This is a genomic window from Streptomyces sp. NPDC031049 (genome assembly GCF_055571015.1).
In genome coordinates this window covers 160071-172061 of sequence record NZ_JBVIGC010000010.1, presented here as the reverse complement: position 1 = coordinate 172061, position 11991 = coordinate 160071, and the positions used below count along the sequence as shown (strand labels likewise).

The following is an 11991-nucleotide window of genomic DNA, read 5'->3' as shown; positions in this document are numbered from 1 at the left end:
GCTGCCCCCCTCCCTCCTCCCCCCCCCCTGTGTTTGCCTTCCCCCCCCCCCCCCCCCCCCCCCCCCTCCTTCCCTTCCCCCCCCCCCCCCCCCCCCCCCCCCCCCGGCGCCGATGTGTGCCGTATGCGGTTGTCCCGGCCCGAGCCGTCACCCCGAGTCGACGGCGCCGGGCGGCTGTGCGGGCCCTCGCCCTAGCTTTCCGCCAGGATGTGCGAGAGCTCCTGATCGAGGTCGAAGTGCCGGTGCTCCGTGCCGGGGGGCACGGCGGCGTCAGTCCGCTTCAGGAAGGACTCCAGGGCCCGCGCCGGGGCCTCGAGCAGTGCCTCTCCCTCCGGGGAGCTCAGGGCGATGCACACGACGCCCTGACCGTGGCTGCGCGACGGCCAGACGCGGACGTCGCCGGTGCCGGTGGGACGGTGGAGCCCCTCGGCGAGGAGGTCGCGGGCGAACACCCACTCGACGGTCTCCTCGGCTCCGGTGTGGAAGGTGGCGTGCACGGCGTAGGGGTCGGCCGTGTCGTACCGCAGGCCTGCGGGGACAGGCAGGGAGGACTCGCTCGACACAACGAGGCGCAGGTGCAGCTCGCAGCTGACCGTGGTGTTCATAAGCGCCAGGGCCTTTCGCTCAGTGTGCGCTCGGGGATTCGCACGTCGGCGAAATCGACATGCCACCTACGGTGCCGTTGTAAACCCCTCTGAGTGTTTTGCGTGCGTTTACGTAACTCATCCGGCGGAGAGATCGTTGTCAGGGTGCGGCCATTCCGGTGACTCGTTTCGCTCGGGTAGGGTTTGGCCGTATGAACACGGGGAGTAACAAGTCCGGCGAGGCGGCCGTGGTGGAAGACCGTACGGGGACGGACGACGAGGCGGCGCCCGCGCAGGCGCTCGGCTCGCGCGCACCGGAATTCATCAAGGCGCGCCGCGCCCTGCACCTGAGCTGGCAGGTCGGCGTCTTCGTCGTGGGCCTGGCCGTCGTCGCCGCCGGGGCCGCGATGCTGGTGCTGCCCGGACCGGGCTGGGTCGTGATCTTCGCCGGCATGGCGATCTGGGCGACCGAGTTCGTCTGGGCACAGCTGGTCCTGCGCTGGACCAAGCGCAAGGTCACCGAGGCGGCCCAGCGCGCCCTCGACCCGAAGGTGCGCCGCCGGAACATGATCCTGACGGCGATCGGGCTGGTGATCTTCGCGGGGCTCGCCGGCTTCTATCTGTGGAAGTTCGGTTTCGTGATGCCCTGGAAGATCGAGAATCAGTGACACTGCCGGGCGCCGCCGGGACGGCCGTCATGCCGGTCGTCCCCGCTCGGTGACGCCCCCGTCCACGGGCGCCCGCTGACCACGGGCGCCCTCTCCGTCCGGGCGGCCCGCCCGCCGGCCCGTACCGGCGGCAGCCTCCCGGCCGTGGTCACGGGCACCCCCTGACATGCGGTAATGTTCTTCCTGCGCCCGGGCGATTAGCTCAGTGGGAGAGCGCTTCGTTCACACCGAAGAGGTCACTGGTTCGAACCCAGTATCGCCCACCCGGATCGGCGGCCCGCCTGTAGAACCACAGGCGGGCCGCCGTCGTGCGTACGGCCGGGCCGCCCTCGTGCAGCGCCCTCGTGAGGATCGTCGCCCCTCGCCCCTCGCTCGTCGCCCCTCGCGCGTCGCGTGTCGCCCATCGGCGGACCGATGGTGCCCGGGCAGCCCCGGACGTCGGCCTGGGGGCAGACGTATATCTCCCCCCGCCCTTGTTCGGCCCGCCGATCGCACTCGCTCCCACCTGCGGTGCCCCGCCGCCGCCCGCGACCCGGCGGACGACCCGGACGCGGCGCGGCCGGCCGCCGCCGCAAGAAAACTCTGCCGGACGCATTGACGCACCCCTGCCCCCTCCGTACCTTGTGCCAGCAAGCGCTTACTTGAAACGATTCATCGGACCATTCATCAGACGATTCATCAGTACTGCGACGAACGCGGGGAGGCCTGACGGTGGGAACCAGCGGGAATGTTGAGAGGCGCACGATCCTGAAGGCGGCCGGCGCTTCCGTGGCCGCGTTCGGCCTGGCCGGCACCGCGGCCTGCGGCGGCAACGGCGGTGCCGCGGCCGACGGGACGGTGACGATCCGTTACTCCTGGTGGGGTGCCGACGAGCGGGCCAAGCGGATCAACGAAACCATCCGGCTCTTCGAGAAGAAGTATCCGAAGATCAAGGTGAAGACGGACTTCCAGGACTACGTTTCTTTCTGGGAGAAGTTCCAGACCCAGGCCGCCGGCGGAAATCCTCCGGACGTTTTCCAAAACTCCGTCACTTTCCTCAGGAAGTACGACAGGAGGGGAGTTCTCCTCGACCTCAAGGGGCAGGCGGAGGCCGGGAATCTGAACCTCGGCGACTTCCGCGAAGGGGTCGTCGAGGTCGGTCGGGTCGACGGCAAGCAGCTCGGTGTCCCCGTCGGTTCGAACACCATGGCCCTGGTCATCGACAAGAAGGTCTTCGAGAAGGCGGGCGTCGTCCCGGAACAGGGCTGGACCTGGGACGACTACTTCAAGGCCCTGAAGACGATCCGCGACCGCACCCAGGTGCCCGGGGACACCGGCTACTTCGGCATCATGTATCTGTACGACCTCTATCTCCGCCAGAACGGCAAGGCCTTCTTCACCGAGGACGGACTCGGTTTCGACCGGGCCGACCTGACGGAGTGGTGGCAGGACGGCTACAACCGCATCAAGGCCGGGCACGTCACCGACCCCAAGATCGTCGAGCAGGACAAGCCGAAGTCCTCCCTGGCCGCCGGACACGGTGCCTCCGAGTTCACCTGGGACAACTTCACGGTCCGTTACACCGCGGAGGGCGACAGCGAGTACGGCCTCGCCCCGATCCCCACCACCGACGGCAAGAACACCGGGCAGTACCTCGCCTCGCTGATGCTCAGCGCCTCCTCGCGCACCGAGCACCCCAAGGAGGTCGCACAGTTCATCGACTTCATGGTCCACGACCCCGAGGTCGGCAAGATCATGGGCTACGACCGCGGCATCCTCGCCGGCACCCGGCAGTACGAGGCGTACGAGCCGACCGACCCCATCGACAAGGAGATCGCCCGGTACGAGGAGGACACCGCGAAGGCCGGTGTGCTCGGCACCATCACCCCGCACCCCTCCGGCGCCGACACCGTCGAGGCCGCCTTCCTGCGCATCGGCGGGGACATGGCCCAGGGCAAGACCAAGGTCTCCGACGCGGTGAAGCAGTTCTTCTCCGAGTCCGAGACCGCGTTCCAGCAGTGAGGGGACCCTCGTGACGCTCGTCAAGGACTCCCCGCCCGCGGCCCGCACCGCACGGCCCGCGGCGCCCGCGGCGGCCAAGCGGCGGGGCCGCCGGGACACCCTCGCCGGCTACCTGTTCATGTCCCCGTGGATCGCGGGCTTCCTGCTGCTGACCGCGGGCCCGATGGTCGCCTCCCTGTACTTCGCGTTCACCGACTACAACCTGTTCAACACCCCGCAGTGGATCGGGCTGGACAACTTCACCCGGATGTTCGACGACCCGCGGTGGCAGAAGTCGGTCGAGGTCACCGCCAAGTACGTGATCATCGGCACCCCTCTGAAGCTGCTGCTCGCCCTGGGCATCGCCCTGCTGCTGGCCCAGAGCCGGCGCGGACAGGCCTTCTACCGGGCCGCGTTCTACGCCCCGTCGCTGATCGGCGCCAGCGTCTCCGTCGCCTTCGTCTGGCGGGCGATCTTCTCGGACGACGCGATCGTGGACCGGACGATGTCCCTCTTCGGCTTCGAGGTCGGCGGCTGGGTCGGCAACCCCGACTGGATCCTCTACTGCCTGGTCGCGCTGACGGTCTGGCAGTTCGGCGCCCCCATGGTCATCTTCCTGGCCGGCCTGAAGCAGGTGCCCCGGGAGCTGTACGAGGCGGCCGAGATGGACGGGGCCGGTCCGCTGCGCCGGTTCTGGAGCATCACCCTGCCGATGATCTCCCCGGTGCTGTTCTTCAACGTCCTGCTGGAGACCATCCACTCGTTCCAGATCTTCGGCTCGGCCTACGTCGTCTCCAACACCTACTGCGGCCCGGCCGACGCCACGCTCGTCTACACCTGCTACCTGTACCAGAAGGGCTTCAAGGAGTCCCAGATGGGCTTCGCCTCCGCGATGGCGTGGATGCTGCTGCTCGCCGTGGCCCTGGTGACGATCGTCCTGTTCTGGTCCCAGAAGAAGTGGGTGCACTACGAGGAGGACGCCCGATGAGCGCCACCACGACCACCCGCCCGGCTGCCGGGAGCCGGTCGCCCGGCCTCGGCCGCCGCCGCACCGGATCGCTCGCCTGGCACGTCGGTGCCCTGCTGGTGCTCGCGGTCGTCCTGTATCCCGTCGTCTGGGTCATCGGCGCCTCGTTCAAGCCCAGCCGGGAGATCATCGGCAGCCTGGAGCTGTTCCCCACCAGCCCGATCGTGGACAACTTCACGGGCCTGGCCGACGGCATCGCCGACATCTCCGTCCTGACCTTCTTCGAGAACTCGCTCTTCTACAGCCTCGGTTCCGTCGTCGGCATCCTGGCCTCCTGCTCGCTGACGGCCTACGCCTTCGCCAAGATCCGGTTCGCCGGCCGGAACGTGCTGTTCGCGCTGATGATCGGCACGCTGCTGCTGCCGTACCACGTGTTGCTCATCCCTCAGTACGTGATGTTCCAGAAGCTGGAGCTGGTCAACACCTACGTCCCGCTGCTCATCGGCAAGTACCTGGCCACCGAGGCGTTCTTCGTCTTTCTCATGGTGCAGTTCATGCGGAACCTGCCGAAGGAACTCGACGAGGCCGCCCGGATCGACGGGTGCGGGCACTTCCGCATCTACTGGTCGATCGTCCTGCCGCTGTGCCGCCCCGCCCTCATCACCAGCGCGATCTTCACCTTCATCAACGCCTGGAACGACTTCATGGGCCCGCTGATCTACCTCAACGAGCCCGGCAAGTACACGGTCTCGCTGGGCATGATGATGTTCCGCGACCAGGAGAGCGTCGCCAACTACGGCGGCATGATCGCCATGTCGCTGGTCGCCCTGCTGCCGGTCCTGCTGTTCTTCCTCGCCTTCCAGCGGTATCTGATCGACGGCATGGCGACGTCCGGACTCAAGGGCTGAGGGGGCGGTCATGGCCGAAGCACGCGCCCGGGCGCACGGCCGGCCCGCGCTCGCCGAACGGTTCGGCGTCTTCGCCGAGTGCCTGCTGACCGGTGTGTGGATCGCCGTCGCCTCCCTCGGCGTCCTGACCTACCCCGCCGCCTTCGCCGCCGGGGCCCGCCATCTGCGGCGCCGGGCCGCGCACCAGGGCGGCGGATGGCGGGAGTTCGTCGCCGACTTCCGGTCCGCGCTGCGCGGCGGGTGGCTCGCCGGGCTCGCCGGATGGCTGACGGCGGGCGCGGTCTGGGTGGACGTCCAGGCCGTGCGGGCCGGGCTGCCCGGCGGGCCGCTCGTCGGGGCCGTCGGCCTGCTGGCGCTGATCGGGTGTGTCGTCGCCGGGCTGCGCGCGGCGGCGGTGTGGACACCCGGCGCCCGCTGGCGGTCGCTGCTCGCCGCGGCGGGCCGCCGCACGGTGCTCGACCCGGCCGGGTCCTTCCTGCTGGTGGCAGGCCTGGCGGTGGTGGCGCTGTCCGGCTGGTTCGTCGCGCCGCTCGCCGTGCCCGTCCTCGGTGCCGTCGCGGCGGCGGCCGTCGCCGTGGAGGAGCGCCACCGCCGCCGCTGACCGGCGGCTCCCTGATACCCGGTCGGCGCCCTCGGCGCCGCACCTACTCCTGTCATGCCCATGGCCAGCCTGGTCCAACCGTCCCCACCGCACGCCCGACCGCAAGAACCCGCCCGCAAGGACCTGACCGCAAGGACCTGACCGCAAGGAAAGGAAGGCCCATGCCCCCCATCCCCCGCAGATCCCTGCTCAAGGCGGCCGCCGTCGCCGGAGCCGCCGCCCAGTTCAGCTGGGCCCTCGGAGCACACGGTGCGCAGGCGGCACCCGGAGCCGGGCCCGCCGACGCCGATCCGGTGACCCTCGACTGGCTGGAGGACGGCGGCCTCGGCGCCGCGCCCGGCTCCACCGTCGGCGTCCCCTGGCCGAAGGGCACCCTCCCGGCGGACCAGACCTTCGCGCTCACCGACGGGGACGGCACGGCCGTCCCCGTGCAGTCCTGGCCGCTGGCGTACTGGCCGGACGGCTCCCTGAAGTGGACCGCGCACGCCGTGAGCACCGGCTCCGGCGCGCTCACCCTCGCCCCCGGCAGCCCGGCCGCCCCGGAGAAGAAGGTCACCGTCGGCCGGCGCGGCGGCACCATCGACATCTCGACCGGCGTGATCACGGCCCGGATCGCCACGTCCGGCGCCACCCTGGTCAAGTCGGTCACCCGGGGCTCCACCGAGATCGCCCGCGGCGGCCGGCTCGTCCTGCTCCGGCAGCCCGAGATCGAGGACGGCGACCAGGGCAGCGTGAAGTACGAGCGCTTCGACGGCGCGATCACGCAGGTGGAGGTCGAGCAGCAGGGCCCGGTCCGCGCCGTGGTCCGCATCGACGGCAAGCACCGCAAGAGGGACCGCGGTCTGCTGCCCTTCTCCGTACGCCTCTACTTCTACGCGGGCGCCGACTCCTTCCGCATGGTGCACACCATCACCTACGACGGGAAGCAGGAGCCCGGCAAGGCGAGCGGCGACTTCGTCCGCGGCCTCGGCGTCCGCTTCACCGTACCGATGCGGGACGAGGCCTACGACCGCCACGTCCGCATCGGCGGCGAGGGCACCGGCATGCTCCGCGAGGCCGTCAAGGGCATCACCGGATTGCGCCGCGATCCCGGCGCGGCCGTCCAGGCGGCACAGTTCGCCGGGGAGAGACTGCCCGACCCGGCCACCTGGGACCAGCGCGTCACCACCCGCCTGAAGTACATCCCCGAATGGGGCGACTACACCCTCTCCCAGCTCTCCGCCGACGGCTTCACCCTGCGCAAGCGCACCAAGAAGGGCCACGGCTGGATCGGCGCGGGCGGCGGCCGGCGCGCCTCCGGATTCGGTTACGTCGGCGGGGTGAGCGGCGGACTCTCCTTCGGACTGCGCGACTTCTGGGAGAAGTTCCCCGCCCAGCTCGACGTCCGCGACGCCCACACCGACGAGGCCGAGGTCACCCTGTGGCTCTGGTCGCCCGAGGCCCAGCCCATGGACCTGCGCTTCTACCACGACGGCATGGGCCAGGACACCTACGAGGAGCAGCTCGAAGGCCTCAACATCACCTACGAGGACTACGAACCCGGCTTCGGCACCCCGTACGGCATCGCCCGCACCTCGGAGCTGATGTTCTGGGCCAACGCCGCCACCCCGAGCGCCGAACGGCTCGCCGCCCAGGTCGAGGCCGTGCGGGTGCCGCCGCAGCTCGCCGCCCCGCCGCGGCAGCTGATCAGGGCCAAGGTCTTCGGCCCCGGCCTGTTCTCCGAGCCCGACCGCTCCACACCGGCCAAGGCGAAGATCGAGGACCACCTCGACTTCCTCTTCACCTACTACAAGGACCAGGTGGAGCAGCGCCGCTGGTACGGCTTCTGGGACTACGGCGACATCATGCACACCTACGACGCCGCCCGGCACCAGTGGCGCTACGACGTCGGCGGCTACGCCTGGGACAACTCCGAGCTCTCGCCCGACCTGTGGCTGTGGTACGCCTACCTGCGCAGCGGCCGTGCGGACATCTTCCGCTTCGCCGAGGCCATGACCCGGCACACCGGCGAGGTCGACGTCTACCACCTCGGCCGGTGGGCCGGCCTCGGCACCCGGCACGGCGTGCAGCACTACGCCGACAGCGCCAAACAGCAGCGCATCGCCAACACCACCTACCGGCGCTTCTACTACTTCCTCACCGCCGACGAACGCGTCGGCGACCTCATGCACGCCAACGTCGACTCCGACGAGACGTTTTTGGCCCTCGACCCGCTCCGCAAGATCCGCACCGAGCCCTACACACCCGACCGCAACGCCCTGTCGATCGGGTTCGGCACCGACTGGAGCGGCCTGGTCTCGGCATGGCTGACGGAGTGGGAGCGCCGGGGCCCCAAGTGGGAGAAGGCACGCGCCCGCGTGCTGTCCACGATGGAGACCATCGCCGCCCAGCCCAACGGCTTCGTCCAGGGCAGCGGCCTGTACGACCTGGACACCGGCAGGTTCGCCGTCGCCGACACACCGAAGGTCGAGGTCTCCCACCTGTCGGCCGTCTTCGGCCTGAACGAACTGTGCGCCGAACTCGTCGACCTCGTCGACATGCCCGAGTTCAAGGAGGCCTATCTCGACTACTGCCGCTACTACAACGCCACCAAGGCCGAACAGGCGGCACGCTACGGCAGCAGCTTCGGCAGCCTGATCCTCTTCCAGGGCCACTCGCGCCTCGACGCCTATGCCGCCGTACAGACCGGTGACGAGAAGCTCGCCACGCGCGCGTGGCAGAAGTTCTACGACTCCGACGGCTACAAGGAGTCGGCTCCCTGGAGGACGGAGAAGCTCGCGGGACCCCTCGCGCTGGTCCCGGGCGGCGAGGCGAGCTGGGTGTCGACGAACGACACCGCGCTGTACGGGCTCGCCGCCATCGAGAACCTCGCCCTGCTGGGGGACCGCATGCCGTAGCGGCCCCCGGGGCGCCCGGGCGCGGGCACACTGCCGTCATGGACTGGAACCACTACCGCTTCCTGACCCTGTGGCCCGTGCCCGCGCCCGTCCCCGCCGTGTACCGGGCCCTGGAGCGCATCGAGGACTACCCCCGCTGGTGGCCCCAGGTGCGCCAGGTCACCCGGCTCGGCGACACCAGCGGGGTCGTCCGGTTCCGCTCGCTGCTCCCCTACGACCTGACCGCGACGCTGCGCGAGGCACGCCGCGATCCGGCCGGGGGAGTGCTGGAGGTCGCCATGAGCGGCGACATGGAGGGCTGGGCGCGCTGGACGATCACCCCGCACGGCCCGGGCGCCCTCGTCCGCTACGACCAGGAGGTCGACGTCCGCAAGCCGCTGCTGCGCCGGCTGGCCGTGCCCGGCCGGGCCGTCTTCCGCGCCAACCACGCGCTGATGATGCGGGCCGGGCGGCGCGGGCTGGTCAGGTATCTGGAAGCGGTTTGAAGACTGCGCGGCCGTACCTGTATTGTTCAGTGCGTTCCCGGGCGATTAGCTCAGTGGGAGAGCGCTTCGTTCACACCGAAGAGGTCACTGGTTCGAACCCAGTATCGCCCACCCGGAAGAAGCCGGTCCGTCGATGACGGTCCGGCTTTCCGCTTCTCCCGCCCGGAGCGGGTCAGGCCGCCGCCGCCGGCTGGTCCGGACGCAGCGGCCAGGCCGGGTCCACCGCCTCCTCCGTGCCGCTCAGCGCGAACCACGCCTGGAGTCCCCGCGCCTGTGCCGCGTGCCACACCGCCTGAAGGGTGTGCAGCTCGGCGGGGGACAGCCGCTCCAGCCGCCCCGCGAAACGCCGCCCCACCGCCCGTACGACCTCCAGCGCGGCCGCCGCGTCGGCCGCCGCGTCGTGCGCCCCGTCCAGCGGGACGCCGTAGTGCGCGCACAGGTCGGTCAGCGTGCGCCGGCCCTTGCGGTAGCGGTCCAGGTGCTTGTCCAGCACCCGCGGGTCAAGCACGCACAGCGGCGTCCGCTCCAGCCAGCGGCTCAGCGACGAGGCGCGGTGCCGGCGCAACTCCCGGTCCAGCAGCGTCAGATCGAACGGCGCGTTCATCACCACGAGCGGCCGTCCGGCCCGCGCCTGCTCCGCCAGTGCCTCCGCTATCTCGTACATGACCGGCGCCGGCCAGCGGCCGTTGCGCAGCAGGTGTTCCTCCGTCAGGCCGTGCACCGCGGTCGCCGCCTCGGGCACCGGCACCCCTGGGTTCACCAGCCAGCGGCTGACCCGCGGCCTCAGTCCCGGGGCGTCCTGCACGACGACGGCGGCCGACACGATCCGGTCGGTCTCGACGTCGACGCCCGTGGTCTCGGTGTCGAACGCGGCCAGCGGCCCCTCGTACCAGCACGTCATGGTCCCACAACCCCTCGATCACCCTCGGCAGTTGACGCACCGTCCGCTGCCCGATCCGGTGATACCCGGGCTGTTTGCGCCGTACGCCGGAAGGACACAACAGGAGTACGGGTCTTTGCAGTTCAGCGGCCCGCAGTGGGGAATCACCAGTTCTGGAAGGCTGTTGGCCATGGCCATAGCGCAGCCCGAACGGGGCGGGCTGCTGCCCGAGCGCACGGCGCCCACGCGCGGCACTCTCGCCACCACCGCCTGCATGGAGACGTTGCAGGTCGGCTATCTGCACGCGGTCGCCGCGGCGGCGGGCTGCTCCCTGTCCCAGCCGTTCCCCGACAACGGCATCGACTGGCACGTCAGCCACAGCGCACCCGGGCACACCGTCGACGACGAGGTCACCATCAAGGTCCAGCTCAAGGCCACGTACCAGATCCCGCCGCACCCGCCGGGCCGCTCCTTCTCCTTCACGCTCGACAACGAGCACCTGACGAAGCTCGCCCGCACCCCCGTCTCGGTGCACAAGATCCTCGTCGTGATGATCGTCCCCCGGTCCCGGGACCAGTGGCTGCGGGCCGGCCACGACCGGCTCGACCTCAGGCACTGCTGCTACTGGACCAACCTCGCCGGACACCCGGTCACCGGCCGGCACCGCACCACCGTGCGCATTCCGACCTCACGCATCTTCGACGACCGGGCGCTGTGCGAGATCATGACGCGGGTCGGGACGGGAGGGAGACCGTGACGCACCGCCCCACCGACGAGCCCCCGCGCCCCCACCCCGCCGGCACCGACCGGTACGGCCGGGCGCCCGAGCCCGCCACGGCGGACCCCGCCGTGCTCGCCGCGCTGCTGCACCGGCACGGCTGGCGGCGCCGCGGCGGCGCCCCCGGACGCTACGGCCGCTGGACCCCGCCCGGACCCGGCCACGGCGGCACCAGCCTGCTCGTGCCGGAGACCCGGACCTACCCGGACAGCGACGACCTGCTCGGCGAGGCCCTGCTGGCCCTGTCCCGCAGCGGCACACCGTCCGCCCGCGAGGTGCTGCTCGCCCTCGCCGTGCCCAGCGACGAGATCCGCTGGTGGCGCGATGTACCGGCCGGGCCCGGGGACGCCGCGACCTGGACGGTGGAGGACCGGCTGCGCACCGCCGCCCGCTCCGTGCTGCTCGCCGCGGCGCTCGCCACCCGCGCGCGTGCCGGCTACTTCGGCGCCCGGCACCGGCGTGCCGCCGCCGCGTCCCTGGCGGACGTCCGGGTCGCCCCCGGACCCGACGGCCGGCGGCTGACCGCGTTCGTGCCCGTCGCCACCGGCCGCCCGCTGGCCGTCCGCCTCCACCAGGCCCTGCACGCGGCCCGCGAGGCCGTCGACTACCGGCGGGCCACCGGCGGCATGGACGCCTTCGACTCGGCCGTCGAGGCCGGCGTCAGCCACGAGCTGACCGAGGCCCTGGTCGCCCTCGTCCAGGGCACGGAGGGCGCCCGCGTCGCCGTCGAGTGGGCCCCGGCCGCCGGTGTGCCCGAGGGCTGCGCCGCCCCGGCCGAGCCCGTCGAGTTCTCGCCCGGGGACCTGCCCGCCCTGCGCGAGGCCGGCGTCCGCTATCTGCGCGCCGAGCCGTCGGTGCCGGTGCGGATCACCGGCACCGTCGTCCGGATGCGCAGGTCGGGGCCGCGCGGCGCGGGCACCGTGCGGCTGCGGGTGCTGGCCGGCGCCGAGGTGCCGCACGTCCGGATCACGCTGGAGGAGGACGCGTACCGCATCGCCGGCCACGCCCACCTCGTCGGGCTGCCGGTGCGGGTGCACGGCCGGCTGGAGAGCCGGGGCGGCTTCCGCCGGCTGACCGGCGCCGGCGACGTCGTGCCCGTGCAGGTCGACGACGCCGAGCGGGACCGGCTGGTCAAGGCGCTCCAGGAGAACCAGGAGTCCATGGCCTTCTTCGAGGAGGTCTGCGGCGGCGACTGAGGGCGGGACGGGCCGGAGCCGGGGAGGGATTTCGCGGTGGACGCCCC

General features: G+C 71.3%; 11 protein-coding genes and 2 tRNA genes. 11 read left to right on the top strand and 2 right to left on the bottom strand.

The genetic code is table 11. The features are described 5' to 3' along the window. Nucleotides 1–191: 191 nt before the first annotated feature. Entirely contained in the window at nt 192–605 is a 414-nt protein-coding gene (locus tag ACZ45Q_RS18755; protein WP_004002642.1) for an SsgA family sporulation/cell division regulator, read from the bottom strand. A 191-nt stretch (nt 606–796) separates the two neighbouring features. Between ACZ45Q_RS18755 and ACZ45Q_RS18750 the strand changes: the two genes are divergently transcribed. From ACZ45Q_RS18750 to ACZ45Q_RS18710, 9 genes are all read left to right on the top strand, one after another. After that, nucleotides 797–1252 carry a TIGR02611 family protein gene (locus ACZ45Q_RS18750; protein ID WP_468262207.1) on the top strand — a complete coding sequence of 152 codons (456 nt, stop codon included), beginning with the start codon at nt 797–799 and terminating at the stop codon, nt 1250–1252. A gap of 191 nt (nt 1253–1443) precedes the next feature. After that, a tRNA-Val gene (locus tag ACZ45Q_RS18745) sits at nt 1444–1515 on the top strand. Between the two features lie 448 nt (nt 1516–1963). Continuing rightward, nucleotides 1964–3253 (top strand): ABC transporter substrate-binding protein, encoded by a 1290-nt coding sequence (locus tag ACZ45Q_RS18740; protein ID WP_468262205.1) that lies wholly within the window; start codon nt 1964–1966, stop codon nt 3251–3253. 10 nt (nt 3254–3263) lie between these two features. Next, the gene (locus ACZ45Q_RS18735) at nt 3264–4220 is read left to right on the top strand and encodes a carbohydrate ABC transporter permease (RefSeq protein WP_468262203.1); all 957 of its coding nucleotides are present in this window, start codon (nt 3264–3266) and stop codon (nt 4218–4220) included. Next, nucleotides 4217–5107 (top strand): carbohydrate ABC transporter permease, encoded by an 891-nt coding sequence (locus ACZ45Q_RS18730; protein ID WP_468262200.1) that lies wholly within the window; start codon nt 4217–4219, stop codon nt 5105–5107. Before ACZ45Q_RS18735 ends, ACZ45Q_RS18730 begins: the two co-directional genes overlap by 4 nt. Nucleotides 5108–5117: 10 nt before the next feature. After that, nucleotides 5118–5708: a hypothetical protein gene (locus ACZ45Q_RS18725; protein ID WP_468262196.1), complete on the top strand. Its 591-nt coding sequence runs from the start codon at nt 5118–5120 to the stop codon at nt 5706–5708. Between the two features lie 161 nt (nt 5709–5869). Beyond that, nucleotides 5870–8605, top strand: coding sequence for an exo-rhamnogalacturonan lyase family protein (locus tag ACZ45Q_RS18720; RefSeq protein WP_468262193.1), 2736 nt, complete (start codon nt 5870–5872; stop codon nt 8603–8605). Between the two features lie 38 nt (nt 8606–8643). Next, nucleotides 8644–9090, top strand: a complete 447-nt coding sequence (locus ACZ45Q_RS18715; RefSeq protein WP_468262190.1) for an SRPBCC family protein — start codon at nt 8644–8646, stop codon at nt 9088–9090. Nucleotides 9091–9129: 39 nt separating this feature from the next. After that, a tRNA-Val gene (locus ACZ45Q_RS18710) sits at nt 9130–9201 on the top strand. A gap of 61 nt (nt 9202–9262) precedes the next feature. Here the strand turns inward: ACZ45Q_RS18710 and ACZ45Q_RS18705 are convergent. Then, nucleotides 9263–9991 carry an exonuclease domain-containing protein gene (locus ACZ45Q_RS18705; protein WP_468262187.1) on the bottom strand — a complete coding sequence of 243 codons (729 nt, stop codon included), beginning with the start codon at nt 9989–9991 and terminating at the stop codon, nt 9263–9265. A gap of 169 nt (nt 9992–10160) precedes the next feature. On the opposite strand from ACZ45Q_RS18705, the gene ACZ45Q_RS18700 reads away from it, so the two are divergent. Beyond that, nucleotides 10161–10727 (top strand): DUF4365 domain-containing protein, encoded by a 567-nt coding sequence (locus ACZ45Q_RS18700; protein ID WP_468262184.1) that lies wholly within the window; start codon nt 10161–10163, stop codon nt 10725–10727. Continuing rightward, nucleotides 10724–11944 (top strand): hypothetical protein, encoded by a 1221-nt coding sequence (locus ACZ45Q_RS18695; protein WP_468262181.1) that lies wholly within the window; start codon nt 10724–10726, stop codon nt 11942–11944. The genes ACZ45Q_RS18700 and ACZ45Q_RS18695 overlap by 4 nt, the downstream gene beginning before the upstream one ends. Nucleotides 11945–11991 lie beyond the last annotated feature (47 nt).